The following is a 17,577-nucleotide window of genomic DNA, read 5'->3' as shown; positions in this document are numbered from 1 at the left end:
CCTCAATCGTATCAAAAGAAGCGTCAAATTACGTCTAATATGTCTGTGAACAGTTTATGACAATTCCGCGGAACATAGTCACAGGTCTCTGTCTCTCGCTGCAATGACTGCTTAAAACCTATATACTGTCGGCTTAAAAACCGCCTACCCAATATGGGCAGGCGGTTTTAGTTCGTGACAATATGAAGGCAATCTAAATTCGCCACGTGCTACGGGTGCATAGAAGGAGGTAGTTCAACCCTTCCTCATTGCATGGGCCACCCACTGCAGCTCAAGTCATTTATCAGATAACATCTTCCAAAATATTGTTTTGAAGGAGATACATCTTATGGTAGAGCCCTTTTTTCAGTAATAATTCCTGGTGTGTTCCACGTTCGACGATTTCGCCTTTGTGCAGGACGAGAATTAGTTCTGCGTCTTGAATTGTGCTGAGCCTATGAGCAATTGCGATTGTTGTGCGCCCTTTTCTCATTTTTTCAAGGCTCGATTGAATTGCCACTTCTGTTTCTGTATCGATATTGGCAGTTGCTTCATCGAGAACGAGAATTTTAGGATTCGTCGCGATTGTACGTGCAAATGCAACTAGCTGGCGCTGCCCACTTGAGAATGTGGAGCCACGTTCTGTTACTTTTTGAGCATATTTGTCTGGTAGTTTTTCGATGAATTCATTTGCTTGGACGAACTCAGCTGCTGCTCTTACTTCCCCAGACGTCATTTCCTTATCATGTAAACGAATGTTGCTTTCGATGTCCCCGTAGAATAGAAACGGGTCTTGCAAGACAAGTCCTGTCTTCTTCCGCAATTCTTCTTTCGGGTATTCTTTCAGCGAAACATCATCGATATAAATACCACCACGCTCATATTCATAGAAACGCATTAGCAAGTTGATGATGGAGCTTTTACCGCTACCGGTATGACCGACGAGGGCAACAGTCTCACCTGCATTCGCGGTGAATGAAATATTTTTCAGTACGTCGGCTTGTCCGTCATAGGAAAACGATACATCACGGAATTCGATTTTACCATTTTGAATTTCGGCTTGTTTATTATCTTGTTGCTCCGGTTCCATATCAGGATCATCCATTAACTTAAAGACTCGCGATGCTGCAACCATCGCTTGTTGGAAAATAGATAATCGTTGCATTACTTGTTGAACAGGTTGGAATAAACGGCCAATCAAAGTTGTAAATACATAGAGTATCCCCACTTCCACAGGACTGGCAAGAGATAAAAATCCGAAGTATCCGAGTACAAAAATGATTGCTCCAGCGTACAGTAAATCGATTGCTGGACCCAGCAGGACACTGTCAAATTTGATGTTACGCATTCCCGCACGGAAATGTTTTTCATTAATATCATCAAATTCTGCCTCTAACCGATCTTCCTGTCTAAAGGCTTGAATCATCCCCATTCCGGATAATGATTCAGCTATTTTAGCGTTGAGCTGACTTAATCGCTCACGAATATCTTGATAAAAATCAGCACTATAGCGTCTGTAGACGACAATAACGGCTAAAAACAAAGGCAATAATAACAAGGAAATAAACGCCAACTTTGCATTAAGTGAAAATAATGCAATATAAACGCCAATAATTACAAATATAGCTTGTAAAAACGTGACAATGACACTGACGAACATTTCTTTGATTGCTTCCGTATCATTCGTCACACGTGACACGATACTTCCAGCAGGTGTTTTATCAAAATAACGCATGCCGAGCCCTTGTACCTTTGAAAACACGTCGATGCGCATTTGCTGAATGATTTTCAGTGCAATATCTTGGAAACGTATCAACTGAAAATAAGAGACGATAACCATGAATATCTGAATAGCTATATAGACAATTGCGATATTCGTGATGAGACTCCTTTGAAAACTCATGGTAGCTAGATGGTTATCAATGAATTGTTGAATAATTAAGGGTCCTACGATACTGCCCGCGACCGTCAAAACAAGCAGGACAAGCGCAATAATTACGCTCTTTTTATGAGGGATGATATAACGCAACAATCTTATTAAGACAACCCATTGATCTTTCGCTGTTAATTTTGGTTGTTTTTCTGCTGACATTATTCCTCGCCTCCTTGTTCGACAAGCACTTCGAGTTGCTGCAGGTCATACATTTCTTTATATCTTCCATTCATTTCGAGTAGTTCTTCATGCGTTCCAGTTTCGACAATCGTACCTTCATGCAGAATGATGATTTTATGTGCATGTTGGAGGGCACTTAATCGGTGAGAGGTAATAATTGTCGTCTCGCCTGTACGTGTTTGTTTGAGTGATTGTAAAATCGCTTCTTCCGTTTTGGCGTCGACAGCCGATAAGGAATCATCCAAAAGCAGTAATTCGGGTTCCATAATTAATGCACGGGCAATGGAAATTCGCTGTTTCTGACCACCAGATAACGATACACCACGTTCTCCAACAATAGTGCCATATCCTTCCGTAAATCCTAAAATGTCTTCATGGATATGCGCAAGCCGTGCAGCTTCATGAATTTTCTCTGTTCCAATTCTAGGGTTTGTAAAGGCTATATTTTCAGCAAGTGTCGTTGAAAATAGGAAGTGATCTTGTGGTACATAACCGATCGACTCTCTTAAACGTTGCTGCTTATATTGATTGATAGGTTTGTCTCCATAGACGATACTTCCTTTGTATCCTTCAAACTCTCTAAGCAATAGTTTTAAAATCGCTGTTTTACCTGATCCTGTTTTACCCACAACGCCCATTGTTTCTCCTCGTTTTAACGTGAAGTGAACATTGTGCAATGCAGCGCGTTCATCACCTGGGAATTTAAACTCGTCTATATCGAAGTGTAAATCGCCTTCTGGTCTTCTATCAATCGCACCCGTTACGTCTTTAATTTCTGGTGCAACGGACAACAATTCTGTAATCCGGCTGTAAGATGCATTTCCACGCTCTACAATATTAAATAGGAAGCCGAATGCAAGCATTGGCCAGACAAGAAGTCCAAGGTATGTACTGAACGCTACCATGTCTCCAATTGACATGTCGCCTGCAATAATAAACTTCGTTCCAAAATAGAAAGACAAAATGTATGAAATTGCAAATATCCCTGTAATCGTCGGATCAAATAATGCATCTACTTTGGCGACACGCATATTTTTACCAACGACATCTGTAGACAGGCTTGTAAAATCTTCAATATCTTCGTTTTTCTGACCGAATGTTTTGATGACCTTAATGCCAGATATACTTTCCTGCGTTTTGTCATTCAAATTCGAGAATGCTTCTTGGGCAAACCGGAATCGCTTGCGCAATAGTTTTCCATAATAGCTTGTCAGGAAAATCATGAATGGCAGTGGAATAAGTGCTATTAATGTCAATTTCCAATTGATGGTGATGGCCATCGTCAAAATGACAAATCCACCTGTTGAGATGGAATCGACCAGTGTCAAAATCCCCATACCGGCTGTTTGCTGCACAGCATTTATATCGTTTGTTGCATGAGCCATTAAATCTCCTACACGTCTTTTTTGGTAGAAAGATGGCGACATTCTCGTGAAATGATTGAATAACTTTTCACGCATTGTTCTGGATAACAAAACGGCTGAACCAAAAATCATAACACGCCAATAATAGCGCGCAATGTACATGAGGATACCTGCTACAGCTAGGATAATAAGCCATTTTGTGAGCCCTTCAGCTGTTAAAGAACCCTTTGTAATATCATCGACGATAATTCCGATAATTTTCGGAGGCAACAATTGCAATACGGAAACGAAAACAAGCATCGCAATCCCGAAAAGATACTGCTTCTTGCGCTGTTTAAAAAACCAGCCAAGTTGTAATAAAACCTTCACGCTACTCCCCCTACTTTTCATTAAAATTAGACCTTTGATTAGTTTAGCAAAAGTCTGAACAATATAAAAGGTCCGAGATTCAAATTATTCGGATTCAGAAGTAGTTTTAGTTTTCAAAATGGGATAATGTATGCTGCTTCTTCATATAATTGAGGTGAAACGCTAGCGGATCGTAAGGAGGTAATAAATATGAGGAACAAAATACACTTATATTTACTTGTACTAATAGCCATGATAGTCAGTTCAGCTTGTTCGTATACTAGTGAAAAAGCTGTTCTAAACGGTGATATCGTCAATATGCACGGGCCTGTCTATAACTATCCGGCGTTTGAATCGTTCTTGGAAAGTATGGAGATGGAGGAAGCAGCTACAGTCCGTATTGCGAATTACACGCTTGAAGGAGATCCAACATTATATAATCTTTCTTTCCAAGACTCCACGATCCACTTGGAGATAGATCGTTCAAAAAATAAAAATAGAGGCAAGGATCCCGTCAAAACGAATATGACATGTACGGATCTCCTAGAAGAGGAAGGGCAACAATTATTTATCTACACACTTAAAGGATGTGATTCATCCGCTGAAAGCTTTACGATTCTAAGCGTGTCGAAAGAGCATGTGGACGAACACGTGCATTAGGTATGGCTGATGGATACTTTATACAATGACTGATTTTCCAACACTTCTTGTAGTGGCATCCACATCTGGTACTCCCTTCCTTCTGGTATTGATTCTGAAACAAAAGAAAACAGATTAAGAGTTCTTTTACCAAAATGCGAAGAGTACGACGGATATCATTGGTAAAGTAATACACAGTAAAAAAGACCGTTTGATGTGCAATTACCAAACGATCTTTAATAACATAATATCGCTCCAAAGGCGATTAGCAAACTCTACAGAATAATCCGCTCATTTTCTTGGAGACTCAAGGGCGGATTATTTCATTTGTACTAATGCGATTTGAATAGCGAAGCGATCATAAGGACGATTGCTTGAAAGAGTTCACGAACAACACATGTGGGTTATGCCTTGTAAAAGGTCCTCTCATGCTGAAGTAACCATTCCTTTCTCCACAAACCACCTGCATAACCTGTTAATTTCCCATTAGAACCGATAATTCGATGACAAGGAATCACGATACTTAGCTTGTTTTTTCCGTTTGCAGTTCCTACTGCCCTGACGGCTTTTTCATTCCCAATTGAAACAGCAATATCTTTGTAGGATACCGTTTCGGCGCAGGATACTTTTGTCAAAGCGCTCCAAACTGATTTTTGAAAGTCTGTTCCTTCAAAGTTATAAGGAAATGTAAATTCGTGACGCTCACCTTTAAAATATTGCTCAATTTGATCATAGCAATCCACTAAAGACGCGGGAGTTTCTGCTTGCATCCTATTTGTCACACTATCCTCTTCAGAAAACATTATTGAATATATAGCCTCATCTGTACCTATTATTTCAATTACTCCAATCGGTGATTCATAATCTAGTTTATGTAGTTTACTCATGTAAGAACCTCCGTAGATAAGGATGCTGATAATGAAGACTTTCGGATTGTATTAAGTCCCTCCTAAAACTTCTTTTGATTTTCTGTGTTAGATATTTAATGGGTACTAGTATTTTCTCAAATTGAAAAGAAATAGAAGTAGTTTTTTTCTTTCGTGAAACCGATTTTTTCATAAAGCTTTTGTGCTGTTATATTTTCTACATTGGTCTCAAGTAATATTCCTTTTGCACCTGTGTCCGCTGCAAATGAAATGGCTTTTTTAATTAACTTTTCGCCAAACCCTTTGCCACGAACACTTTCCATTACATACAAATCGTTTAAGATCCATGTCCGCTTCAGACTAACAGACGAAAAAGAAGGGTATAATTGAACAAAGCCAATAGGATTATTTTCATCAAAGGCTATAAAAATAACAGATTCCTCGTTGCTTAATCTGTCTTTAATAAACTCTTTTGCACCATTAATATTTGATTTTTGTTGATAAAATACTCTGTATAAGTCCAATAGTTCTGCTAATGAATCAAGGTCATTTCCTGTTGCTTTTAGAATGCTCATACGTGAATCCCCCTTATAATTATTATATTTCTGAATTAATCAACTTTACCACAAATTGATTTGTAATTGTCCTCGAACCAGCCTTTCTTTTTGTCCAGCTAATAGTTTGACTTGTTTTCTTTGAACTGTTATCCGAGGTTGAAAATAATTATTAGTTTACATAATAATATTATGTAACTTGAATTTGTTTAGCTTTCTATCCCACTTAACTTGACACTTTGTTCCTTATATAATCCTCATAACCAAAAAACGAGCTAAATATCAGCTCGTTTTTTGGTTACTAAAGATATTTATCATTCCATTTTCTCTTCCCTTTCAAATTTCTTCCGCACTGCCTCTTCCACATATTCACTCATTGACAGGTCTTTTTCTTTGGCAATCTCCTGCAATTTATCCAGCAGATTGTTTGGTAAATCAAATGTCGTGCGCCTGTATCCGCTAATAAGCGTCCACTCGCCTTCTTTAATTACAACATCGCCTAATACGAGAAATCTCTTTATAATACTTTCTGTAAGTATCTCCGGAACAGGTATAGATAGCTCAATTTCTCCGCTTTTTATCGACAAATCAATATGTGTGTCGTGCTCACGGATGCGAATGTTTTCAATCCCCCATATTTGATAGACGAAATCAAGGAAATCAAACGATTCCTGTAAGTCTTTTGGTAGTGAAAAGTCTGTATACCCTTTTACTCTACTATTCGGACGATGAATCGGATACACCGCTTCATACTGATAAATATGGATACCATTCGCAAAAGGAATCCATGTCCGCGATTGCAAATAGAAGCCCCATTCCTGGTTGTCGTTGCGCAATACACGCATATCTTGTCCCTGTTGTGTACGGAAAAGCTGGTATAGTACGATATCAAATTTAGCATCATAAAATTCAACCCGTGTCCCCCGCACAGACGCTGTCCGTTCGATTTCTTGTGTGATCCATACCGCCGTTTCATCTGGAATGGAATAGATAGTGCGTTCATCTCCAACAGGCAATTCATCCACGGGTAAATCAGTTTCTCGAATTAAGGCATAAATGCGCTGCGTTGTCACGCCCAATTGTTTAGCGAGTTCAGAAGGCCGAAGCCCCATCGGTTGATTGCGTTGTCGTTCTGCAGCAAGTGTGTCGACTTCTTCCCGTTTGTACCTCACTTCTCGTATCAGGCGATGTGGGTCTTCTATTTTAATGATTTTCTTTTGTTTCGCATAGTGGTAGACAGTAGCCTTCGATATACCAAGTATATCCGCTACCTCTTGTCTTGTGTACCAATCATTCAATTCAATCTCTCCTGTCTTAAGTGTATGAACTTCATAAATAAAATTAAATGAGCGTTACTACTTTATTTGACATAGCCTAAATTCTATTTAGTAATTCAAATAATTTCACAATGATAAAGTCAGTGAAATAATTCGATTAATAATAAATTCAATTCTTATATACTATAAAATAACTCAACTTTAATAGCAACTTAATATCATATCGAAATACAATAGAATTTAATCAATAAAATATTATACATAAACAAAGGTACTGTTTTTTTATGTTATATTAAAGTTGTGTTAAAATAGATAGGTTGATTGAAAATTAAAGTATCTAATTAAATGTTGAATGTATTTCTATAGGGACTTGTTAGAAATATATAGATTTAGAATAAAGAGTGTTAAATCTTTACTATTTTAAAGGTAAATATAATAGTTGTAACTGACTATTTTCGAATTATTTACAGGACACACTAAATTTTCGTTTTATTATAAATAGTTTGACTTAAAAAGTGGAATTAGTGATAAAAATAATGATTGTATTCTAAAGAGACATAATGCGTATTTTGATGAATTGAATAAAGGGGTGTTAAGTCTATCGTATTTTCAGTGAGTGTAACTAAACAGTTGCAAATAAGTTTTTTAAAAATGGAGCTACAGGATCTATCAACTTTGCCGGCTCTTCAAAATCGTTTAGATGAAGCAGAGAAAGATGGACAAAAGGCTTTTCATGATTTTACGGATCCAGACATGATGAAATGGTTTCTTTACGAACGCCGCCACTTGAACCAAAAAAATGATCGGACGGAGAGGACAGTTAGAGAGTATGAGCGTGAACTTTTGCTCTTCATCGAACAGCTCTTAACATACAGTACAGAAATTGATGTAGATGTCGCCTATATAATAGAAGGTTCTCTGTTTAAATCACTTCAATCACGTCATTTAAGAAGGTATCAAGAGTGGTTAGCAACTGAAAGTCCGTATGTGGTGAGCAAAGGGGCATACTCCCCTGCAACGCTAGAACGGAAAACAACGATACTCAAAGCATTTTTTGCATTTCTGCATCGTGTGGGCTATATTCAGGAACCGATTCACCAGGGATTACGGATTGCGACCGTTCGAAAAGATGATCGACCTAATCGGGATTTAGGACCAGTCGATGTCGTAATGCTACTGAATACATTTAGAGACATGCAGCAACCAATCATGTTTACGATTATTCACGTCTTAACAACAACCGGAATTCGGAATGAAGAATTTTGTACCTTGCAGGTGAAAGACTTAAAAGTGGATTCTATTCAAAGCGGCTATTATTTGGATGTGTTGGGGAAAGGCAATAAGAGACGGCATGTTCCGTTGAAAGAGAAAGTGGTCCATAGCATTCGTAGTTTTCGCAATGCACGGGGCCTATTGCCAATCGAACGAGCGCATCTGGATGATCCGCTTTTTACAACGAATACAGGACGAGCATATTCCCCCTCTTATTTATCGCAGTATGTGAAAAAGGAGATTACAAGCTTAGAACAGCTGAAGTTATCGGATCAAACGATGAAGATCACCCCACACGTATTCCGCCATGCCTTCGCAATCATCTCAAAGCTAAATGGCGTAGATATTTACGATATTATGAGAAGTCTTGGACATGAGAAGATTGAAACCACAATGATCTATTTGGAGAAGATCTTTGAGAAAGAACGCCACGCAATTCATGCATGGAAGCCAGATATATTTGGGGATTATATCTAATAAAAAAACCCTCGCTCAACAGGACTAAAACCGTAGTTTTAGAGCTGTTGCGCGAGGGTATTCCTCTTGAGTCGCATATGATTTATGAGTCTATTATACCATAATCGCCATTGTCATCAATCATCATTTCAGTTACCGCAACTTTCGACTAAAAGTTCTAATCAAATTTACCCTAAAAAAACAAGCCAGATCATTTGCGTACTGCTACCGATTTGTAAAAATAATGGTATTTAAATTTAAAACCAAAACATAAAACAAGCATAACCCCGTTCTAAATTAAGGACGGGTTATGCTAAGTTACTTCACTGTACAACTATTTTTTTCTGCTCCTGTGACCCCTCGACTATTAAAGTCCAGGCTTTGTTATACAGTATTTTCGGAATTAATTAACTTTCAATTCTACTTTCTCTTCATAATCTCCAGTTTTAGTCTGCCATTTAATTTCTATATAAGTGTGATTTAAGTCAATAATTGCTTCATCTTTAGTTGGTGGATGATTAGTTACGGACGTTCCAAAAGATATAGCGGTTTGGTTTTCTTCAGGATATCGTTCTCCCTTCCGGTTAGCTCCGGTGCTAGTAATTACCGCAAAAGTGACATAGATAAGTTCTTCATCTCCTGTATATTCAATCCCCCCTCTATCAGAGAGTTCTGAATTGGACACTTCGTATACCACATGCGCTTTCCAATATTCACCTTCACCAGCAGCTCGAATGGTTTCTTGTCTAGAACAACCTGTTAATAAAACGAAAACTATTAAAATCAATAAATTTATTCTATTCATGAAATTCTCCTTTCTACTGTATTTATTAATAGATTAATAATTAGTCCCTAATGCTGAACAGAAAATTAATTATCATATAAAATCATTACTTTTCCAAAGGTGAAAATTCATACCTTTTCATAGAAATAAGCTAAAGATTATAATTCTCACACGCGTTAACTCTCTAGATATTCGCAATTATAACATAAAACACATAATATATTGAATTATAATTTAAAAAATAAAATAGCAAAAGAAAAAACCATTTTGAATGCAATATTCAAAATGGTTTTTTCCTGATTAATCGACAGCCGAGTTACCATGTTTTATTATTTGAACGTTGAACACAAATGTAGAAGACCCTCTATTCACATTAACTGAAGTATTAGATGACACGCTGGCTGCTCCAGTAAACATGCTCAACCACGGCCAAGTTGTTGGAGCGTGATATAGGTAAGAATTTGAGGTAGGGGATTTAACTTCATTACAATCATTATAGATGCATGCCTCTAATCCCACTTGTCCGTAGTGCACTTTTCTATTTGATAGAGAAAAAGCTGTATCTAATACTGTCCAACTTCCTTTGGTGCTAAAAACTTTCCATTTGATTTTCCCGTCATTCATTTGCTGCCAACGGATAGACACTTCACCACTTACGGTATATGAACCGTCTGTTTTGGTACCCGATGATCTTTCATCGTATACTACTACAGCATTTGTTACATAATCAGTAACTATTGACCCGTCTGATAATTGAGTTTCTTTGAGTTTCTGTGTAGTTTTAAACACTTCAAAGTCTTCTTCATTTATATCTTTCGAGTCACTTTTACTTAAAGATGGCTCAATTGCATTTTTCAAGCCATCTTTGGTAGTGATTTCAGTTACAGAAGGCACCACTTCAAAATCAAAATCATTTACATCTGTCTCTCCTTTAATAGCCCTTTCTACAATTTTGTCTCTGTCCGTAATTTCCTCTTGTTCAAAAATTACTATTTCTTCAAAATTACCTGTGTTACTAGATGCAAATACAGAGTTAGGCACTAAAGCAATTAATGCTAATAAAAATACAAATACGCTTTTTTTCATTTTTCTCACTCCTTTTTATTGTGGATGAATCTCACTTTTGTTTATCAAGCTTATTTCAAATGAAAAAATTAATTAAACTAATTTTCAGCCTCCAGAAATCAACCAAATATCTAAAATAATAAAAATAATTTCCAATTTATTTCCCTCCTTTCTTATATAATAAATCTAAAGTACGGTATAATTACAAAATATAAGAAAAATAATAAATGGAGGGAATTATGTCGAATTATGGCGGGACAATTAAGAAGATTAGAAAAAATAAAGGATATACTCAAAAAGAGGTTACAGGAAACTTATTCACACAAGCAACCTATTCAAATTTCGAATCTGACAAATCGGATATTCTTTCGACAAATTTCATGCACCTTTTGTTACAACTCCAATTAACCACTGATGAACTTAGTTATATTCATAATGATTATCAATTCAATAAACCCACAGAAATAGTCAAAAGTTTTTTCCGTTTACCGTATAATAATAAGACTGAAATTTCTAAAGTTATAAGTTCAATAGATGAATATCATCTTTTTGGAAATAGAAATATTGTCTTAGAGGAATTGAGAAGTATCTGCGAATCTCTATTAATTATAGAGACTACTGGTGATTTTAAGAAGGCAAGAGAAAAAGTGAATAAAGTATGGGAAAGAATCTCATACTATGATCAATGGTATTTATTGGATATACAAATGATGAATGTAATTTTATACTTTTTTGATGATGATGTGGTTATATATATTACAGATAAACTTCTGGAAAGACTTAAAATTTATAAAAACTTTGAAGAAGCAATAAGGCTAAGATCAACTCTTACACTCAATTTATCGTTACTACTCATTAAAAACGGTATGTTTTCGGAAGCACTTAATAGATTGGAAAAACTTATAGAATCACATTTGCAAGAGTTATCCTATAAACCATTAGCAGTTTGTTATAATCGTATGGCAATATGTTATTCGTATACATCAAGGGGAAAAGAAAACACAATCAATCGAAAAATAGAACTTCTCTTAGAAATCTATGAGGATGAGTTGTTTAAACAGATGATTCAACTTGAATATAAAAAATACTCCTGTGACTGAATTTTTTTCATAACTTTGATTCCTTGCTATACAGGTTTTTTAAAAGTATCAATACATACCAATTTTAGCAGTACAGACCAATGCCTTGGTCTATACTGCTATATTTTTTATATAGCAGAGGTGTAGAGTAGGTTGTGTACTCCTTGGGAACTTGAACATAATAAAACAGACCTACTTCACTCCCCTCATTTGAGGTAGGCTTGAGTATCTTGGATCCTTTTAATCGTGTTCTAAGAAGATTGAAACGACAATGAACTATTTGGAGAAGATCTTTGAGAAAGAACGCCATGCGATTCATGCATGGAAACCAAACTTATTTGGGGAATACATCTAAGCATAAAAAAACTCACATAACAGAACTAAAACCGTAGTTTTAGAGCTGTTGCGCGAGGGTACTCCTCTTAAGTCGTCATCACAAAACAAGACATATAAAAAGGGTTACAAGGGCTTCACATCGTGAGAAGCCCTTGTAACCCTTCAATTTCTACCACAAAGATTCATCTTTATTACTCAACTTTAAGAATGTATCGTTGACACTTCCCGTTATTTTTTCCACTGGCGAAATAAAAAAAGAGTAACCGCAGCCACCCTTTTTTAAAAAACATTTGTCCAACAATCGCGCCAGATTGTTTTAAAATCAAATTACTTATTGTCCTCTCCCTTTTTAGCCCCGTAACCTAAGAGAACATCGATAAATAATGTAAACAAGTAATAATTACCGTCAAAGTTCTTTGTTTTTATACTTGACCAACAATAGCAAATATAAATGTCACAAATACAATTCCGAATAAGATAGAGATTACAGATATGTACTTCAAGAAACCCTTTTCTTTTATATATATAGCTATAAAACCTAGTACGATTCCAAGTAGGTAAATACTAAATCCAATAAAGATACCAGTCCATCCAAGAAAAGTTATATTCAATGGAGGGAACGACATAATCGACATGAAAATACCAATAATAATTAGTAATAATGAATAAATACTAAATTTCCTTTTCATTTGTAATCAACCTCTCTATTTACTTAATCTTCTAGTATCTCTTTTATTGACTTAGAATAACATAATCTATAATTGAACTAGGGATTTCCGTGACATTATTGATTTTTAATTTTTTTAAATCAAAAGAAAAAAAAGTAGAATTATCATCTTTATTTGAAATAAAATACATCATATCTTTACTAAACTTCGGTTTTTCAATAGTATACCCTATTTCCGTACTTTCTAGTAATTTACTAAAATCATTATTATATTTAATTAATAATGACTTCCCAGAGTTAGAATATATAGCATAAACGTTATTTTTCTGTATATATACTCCAAGAATATTTTTTTCTTTTAATTTTTTTATTTCCAACTGCCAGTTTTCAAGGTTCAATGTATATATATAACTATCACCATTATCCATGTCTACCAGGGATATATATAACTGATTGTCATGAACAGACAAATCGGACGAAACCAAAGGTCCATCTATTACTAATTCTTTGACTATGCTATTGTCTATAGTATCGACAACACTTAATGTAAATTGATTTTCAATAGGTTCTGTAAAATCTCTACTGTAAATAAATAATGATTTTTTATCAGAAGTTATTGAAAAAGGAATTCCTTTTAGTCTGAATGGCTCTGAACCTTTTCGCCCTTCCATCTTATAAGTATAATAATTCATATCATTTTCTTTATCATAATTATAGACAAACATTTTTTCATTATTAAACGGAATCATAAATAAGGGGTGAGGGAGTTTAGAGTCAGTTATATCTATTTCATCTTTACTAACTGTAATATACTCAGATTTATAAGGGCTTATTGATAACAATTTTTCTTCATCATTGATCAATGACGTTAACCCATTACTTTTAATCACTTTTGTTTCTATTTCCTTGAGATTAGAATCTAAGAACAACAACTTACTGTCTTCATCTGTTAAATTACTTTCCAATAGTACAAAGTCTTCTTTTTGTTTCTGATTACACCCCAGCATAAATAGCAGAGAAAGGATTACAGTAATTAAGATAGATTTTTTCATTTCACATTCCCCTATTAAAAAAAGAAAGCAAATTCTGCTTTCTTTTTCACTTATTTAAATTGCTTTCACTTTACTGCCTTTAGTTAAGTCGATAGGCCAGACTGCAGTTCCTCCATTATAATCTAGTTCGACTCCTAGGTCATACCAAGCTCTCCATACTAATTGTGAGCAATAGAAAGCATCTGTTCTAGTTTTTTCATAGAATGAATAGTTATAAGGATCATAAAGTTCGTATTTAGCATTGTTAACTGCACTTTGCTTTTGACTTGCAGTTGCGCCAATTACTGTATAAGCCCGAGCATCTTTATATCGCTCTTTAAAGTTATTCGTCCAATATCTCACCCCATCAGTATCCTGCCTTAATCCCATAGCTTCTATTGTTGAATAACGATCAACAACAATTGCTGCGTGGCCTCCTACAGGTAGGGATGTAGAACTAAATCCACTTGGAGTATAAAGAATATCGCCTGTATTCCCCATAGAGCCATCTGGTATAGGTACAGCAAAAGTTTCTACATCGGAGTTAGTTAGTTTTTGATTTTCTAACTGCATATTTTTAATGTATTCAGCGGTATCTTTTTGTCCTTCCAAAACTTCATCATAGTAACCCTCAGGTATTGTGCTCTTAAATTCAATATTTTGGTCATTGACTTCTTCTGCTTTGACATTATTTTGTTGATTCGTTGCTAAAAAAGATACTGCTAATGCTAGAGATAACATGATTTTCTTTTTATACATATTTTCCATTCCCCTTTTTGGCATATTCAGTACTCACTAAATCAAGCGAGTAAATTTTATTTTCATTATTAGTCTGCAAGATAACCAAAAGCCGAAGTATTAGTGATATCCGGGTTTCCTCTATATACTTTAATTACATAAGTTGCTGGTACCATGTCTTTTATGGTAGTATTTAAAGTTTTTCCTGGTAGAACTACATATTCTTTAAGTAATTTATCAGGACCACCAGCATAAACGTAATAAATACCTACTGTAACAGCTCCATTTTCTGCTTGCATGTACACATTTCCTGTTCCGTCAATAATCTTTATACTATCCGATACAGCAACAAATTGATTTGTTTTTAACGTGACGCCAACCGCAGCAGAACCAGGATTAATAACAGCACTAGGTGTTAATGTTTCTTCACTGCTAATAGGTGTTAATATTTCTCCATCGCTATTAGCATATGCACTTTGGGATACCAAATTAAGAGATACAATAAGTATTACGAATAAAGAAATTATTTTTTTACGCATGAAATTTGCACCCTGCTTTCTAAATTTAATTTATTTTGGTTTACCGGTCAATTCTTTTAACCACCTCCAATAATCCATATATCTAACAAAACTAGTATAAATTCCATTGTGCACCCCCTGAATCTATAGTAAAGTAAGAATATTAAATAGCTACATAATATTCAAAAAAGAATATTGTTGAGGTGAAATAGTTTGCTGAATGGAAATACAATAAAAAAAATAAGGATAAATAAAGGGTATACACAAAAGTATGTTGCTAAAGACATCCTCTCCCAGTCATCATATTCTAAGTTTGAAGCTGAACTATCAGATGTTCATTCTATTGCCTATATAAATTTTCTGGATAGATTAGATATGACTTTGGAAGAAGTAAGATTTATTAATAATGATTTCAAACATGGACAGGTTCAGCAAATAATCAATAACTTCTTTTCATTACCCTATAATGATGTAACTGCATTGGAAAAGATAAAAATAGAAATTAATAATGCTTTAAAAAAACACCAAAACATTTTATTACTGGATATTAAACTTATATGTGAAGCACTAATATCCCTTAATATTAAGAATGATATTAATATCGTTCGTATAATTGTTGAACCAGTTTGGAATAGGCTTTCAAAACTTAATCAATGGTATTTAAGTGATATTCTTCTAATTAATACAATTTTATATTTCTTTCCAAATGATACTGCAATTGCAATTTCTTCTCGTATTATTGAAAGACTTGAACTTTATGATGGATTTCAGAATTCACAAAAATTAATAATTTCATTTAAAATTAATCTCACATTATTACTTATTAAAGAGGGAGACTTTTTAAAAGCGTTAGAAATGTTAACTATAATTATTCAAAAGCATAAAAAATCGATGTCATACCAATCACTTGCGGTTTGTTTTGCTAGAATTTCCATTTGCAATAATAAGTTAGGAAGAACCAACGCAACCACTTGTATCCAGCAAGCCCGACTGCTTCTAAAAATTTACGATGACTTGGATTTTTTGGTTAATGTCAAAAAAGAATATGCTTACTATAAATGATTAGATTGGTATAAAAATCCGAATGATAGATAAACTGGTAAGATGGTTTTTCAAGTTGCATCTTCAGCTTCTGGTACTTCTAGGAATATAACAGTTAATGCATTGCGTTAATCGCACTTTCAAAGTGAATCGGATATGATAAAAAAACCTTGAAACCTATACATACCAAGGACTCAGGGCTTTTTTGGGCATACATTAAATTCATGTTAATTACGACATCATGCGATCCCTTGGACACGAGAAGATTGAAACGACAATGATTTACTTGGAAAAGGTCTTCGAGAAGGAACGTCATGCAATTCATTCGTGGAAATCGGAAGGTTTTGGGGAGTATATTTAGAGATTAAATCAGGGCAGCCCCATAAGTCGTTGAAATTCCGACTTATGGAGCTGCCCTTTGTGACGCTTTCTATTTATCTGTAAAGCACTTGCTAGCTCAGTTGTTTCCAGTATTCCCAAGCTTTAAGATAGCCCTCTAAATCATGCGGATGGACCCTAATACAAATTCCGATCCGCGTATAAAGTTGGAAAATAACTTCTTCTATAAGTCTTGTTTCCTCTATAGGCACTTGTTTAAGTAATGAGAATGTTGAAAGCAATGTTTCTATATTCAAGTCATCAGATGATGAACAAAATGCATAGGTAAAGTCGTAGATTATAGGACCTACCATAGGTGATGGATCTATAATTCCGCTAAGTGTGTTATTTTGAAACACAAGATTGTGAACTCCGGTATCCCCGTGAAGCAAGTATTTAGTTTCCTGTTTTTCAACCGAAGCTATTCGTTCAACTATTGATTCCACCTTAAAATAATCTTCATTCGGCAATAAATCCCTTATATTTGTACGCGCTGATTCCAAACTACTTCTATTGAAATCATACCAAGTTTGTTGTGGTATTCCATCTAGTCTTCCCCAGCTGGCATTCTGATCGTATTTGACGTAGTGATTAAATAGTTCATTTACCAAAAGGGTCATCCATTCTATTTTTGAACCACGATTATAATGAGTAGTACCTTCTATATACGCATACAGAATAAACTTTTTTTCAGGATCTGTATAATAGAGTTTAGGAAGTAGACGAACATTTTGATACGTATGAAAAAAACGACTAGCAAAATTGATTTGTTGTGGATGATCCAATTTAAGCACATATTTGGGTACGTTATGTTCCGAAACGCTATAGACAAGGCCATCAGTCGTTCCACTCTTCATTTTAGTAATTCTTTGTTTATTGAGATTAATTATGCCTTTATCCTGTAGGCCAATGCATATTTCATCAATCTTTGATTGTTCGTTCATTAAATAACGCTCCTTGTAGACAATTCATTTTCATTTAATACCATCTGATGCTTTTAAGAAGTAAATAAAGGTTTATTTCTCACTGACAACACTAAGAAATCCAAATTATTAATTTGGATTTGCTGAAT

16 protein-coding genes are annotated in these 17,577 nt (G+C 35.1%); 4 read left to right on the top strand and 12 right to left on the bottom strand.

The window, feature by feature from the left end:
• Window positions 1-283: 283 nt before the first annotated feature.
• Window positions 284-2,071 (bottom strand): ABC transporter ATP-binding protein, encoded by a 1,788-nt coding sequence (locus ACGLYD_RS08135; protein ID WP_067209270.1) that lies wholly within the window; start codon window positions 2,069-2,071, stop codon window positions 284-286.
• Window positions 2,071-3,825: an ABC transporter transmembrane domain-containing protein gene (locus tag ACGLYD_RS08130; protein ID WP_338656705.1), complete on the bottom strand. Its 1,755-nt coding sequence runs from the start codon at window positions 3,823-3,825 to the stop codon at window positions 2,071-2,073. Before ACGLYD_RS08130 ends, ACGLYD_RS08135 begins: the two co-directional genes overlap by 1 nt.
• A gap of 189 nt (window positions 3,826-4,014) precedes the next feature.
• On the opposite strand from ACGLYD_RS08130, the gene ACGLYD_RS08125 reads away from it, so the two are divergent.
• Window positions 4,015-4,464, top strand: a complete 450-nt coding sequence (locus tag ACGLYD_RS08125) for a DUF4362 domain-containing protein (RefSeq protein ID WP_187044830.1) — start codon at window positions 4,015-4,017, stop codon at window positions 4,462-4,464.
• 383 nt (window positions 4,465-4,847) lie between these two features.
• Here the strand turns inward: ACGLYD_RS08125 and ACGLYD_RS08120 are convergent, their stop codons facing one another.
• The 3 genes from ACGLYD_RS08120 to ACGLYD_RS08110 form a co-directional block, all read right to left on the bottom strand.
• Window positions 4,848-5,330, bottom strand: a complete 483-nt coding sequence (locus ACGLYD_RS08120; protein WP_067209264.1) for a methylated-DNA--[protein]-cysteine S-methyltransferase — start codon at window positions 5,328-5,330, stop codon at window positions 4,848-4,850.
• Between the two features lie 116 nt (window positions 5,331-5,446).
• Window positions 5,447-5,884, bottom strand: coding sequence for a GNAT family N-acetyltransferase (locus ACGLYD_RS08115; RefSeq protein WP_067209263.1), 438 nt, complete (start codon window positions 5,882-5,884; stop codon window positions 5,447-5,449).
• Between the two features lie 293 nt (window positions 5,885-6,177).
• Entirely contained in the window at window positions 6,178-7,161 is a 984-nt protein-coding gene (locus ACGLYD_RS08110) for a helix-turn-helix domain-containing protein (RefSeq protein ID WP_399632311.1), read from the bottom strand.
• Between the two features lie 630 nt (window positions 7,162-7,791).
• Here ACGLYD_RS08110 and ACGLYD_RS08105 point away from each other — a divergent pair.
• Complete coding sequence (locus ACGLYD_RS08105; RefSeq protein WP_399632308.1) at window positions 7,792-8,889, top strand: tyrosine-type recombinase/integrase; 1,098 nt, start codon at window positions 7,792-7,794, stop codon at window positions 8,887-8,889.
• 382 nt (window positions 8,890-9,271) lie between these two features.
• Here ACGLYD_RS08105 and ACGLYD_RS08100 read toward each other — a convergent pair whose 3' ends face one another.
• Both ACGLYD_RS08100 and ACGLYD_RS08095 read right to left on the bottom strand, forming a co-directional pair.
• Complete coding sequence (locus tag ACGLYD_RS08100) at window positions 9,272-9,673, bottom strand: hypothetical protein (RefSeq protein WP_067209255.1); 402 nt, start codon at window positions 9,671-9,673, stop codon at window positions 9,272-9,274.
• A 279-nt stretch (window positions 9,674-9,952) separates the two neighbouring features.
• Window positions 9,953-10,738, bottom strand: a complete 786-nt coding sequence (locus ACGLYD_RS08095; protein WP_354313049.1) for a hypothetical protein — start codon at window positions 10,736-10,738, stop codon at window positions 9,953-9,955.
• 218 nt (window positions 10,739-10,956) lie between these two features.
• On the opposite strand from ACGLYD_RS08095, the gene ACGLYD_RS08090 reads away from it, so the two are divergent.
• Window positions 10,957-11,817 (top strand): helix-turn-helix transcriptional regulator, encoded by an 861-nt coding sequence (locus ACGLYD_RS08090; RefSeq protein ID WP_067209252.1) that lies wholly within the window; start codon window positions 10,957-10,959, stop codon window positions 11,815-11,817.
• A gap of 737 nt (window positions 11,818-12,554) precedes the next feature.
• Here ACGLYD_RS08090 and ACGLYD_RS08085 read toward each other — a convergent pair.
• The 4 genes from ACGLYD_RS08085 to ACGLYD_RS08070 all read right to left on the bottom strand — a co-directional run bounded on the left by ACGLYD_RS08085 (window position 12,555) and on the right by ACGLYD_RS08070 (window position 15,107).
• Window positions 12,555-12,821, bottom strand: a complete 267-nt coding sequence (locus ACGLYD_RS08085; protein WP_067209249.1) for a hypothetical protein — start codon at window positions 12,819-12,821, stop codon at window positions 12,555-12,557.
• Between the two features lie 43 nt (window positions 12,822-12,864).
• The gene (locus tag ACGLYD_RS08080) at window positions 12,865-13,851 is read right to left on the bottom strand and encodes a hypothetical protein (protein WP_340742117.1); all 987 of its coding nucleotides are present in this window, start codon (window positions 13,849-13,851) and stop codon (window positions 12,865-12,867) included.
• A gap of 54 nt (window positions 13,852-13,905) precedes the next feature.
• Window positions 13,906-14,589 (bottom strand): YiiX/YebB-like N1pC/P60 family cysteine hydrolase, encoded by a 684-nt coding sequence (locus ACGLYD_RS08075; protein WP_067209245.1) that lies wholly within the window; start codon window positions 14,587-14,589, stop codon window positions 13,906-13,908.
• 68 nt (window positions 14,590-14,657) lie between these two features.
• Complete coding sequence (locus ACGLYD_RS08070) at window positions 14,658-15,107, bottom strand: hypothetical protein (RefSeq protein ID WP_067209243.1); 450 nt, start codon at window positions 15,105-15,107, stop codon at window positions 14,658-14,660.
• 192 nt (window positions 15,108-15,299) lie between these two features.
• Here ACGLYD_RS08070 and ACGLYD_RS08065 point away from each other — a divergent pair, with 192 nt between their 5' ends.
• A complete protein-coding gene (locus ACGLYD_RS08065) occupies window positions 15,300-16,148 on the top strand; it encodes a hypothetical protein (RefSeq protein WP_399632303.1) in 849 nt (282 codons plus the stop codon).
• 431 nt (window positions 16,149-16,579) lie between these two features.
• Here ACGLYD_RS08065 and ACGLYD_RS08060 read toward each other — a convergent pair whose 3' ends face one another.
• A complete protein-coding gene (locus ACGLYD_RS08060) occupies window positions 16,580-17,449 on the bottom strand; it encodes a phosphotransferase (RefSeq protein WP_399632300.1) in 870 nt (289 codons plus the stop codon).
• Window positions 17,450-17,577 lie beyond the last annotated feature (128 nt).

This window comes from Sporosarcina sp. SG10008 (assembly GCF_044569405.1).
Lineage (GTDB): Bacteria > Bacillota > Bacilli > Bacillales_A > Planococcaceae > Sporosarcina > Sporosarcina psychrophila.
Note: the sequence above shows the minus strand (reverse complement) of the source record. Positions and strands in the feature narration are given on the sequence as shown.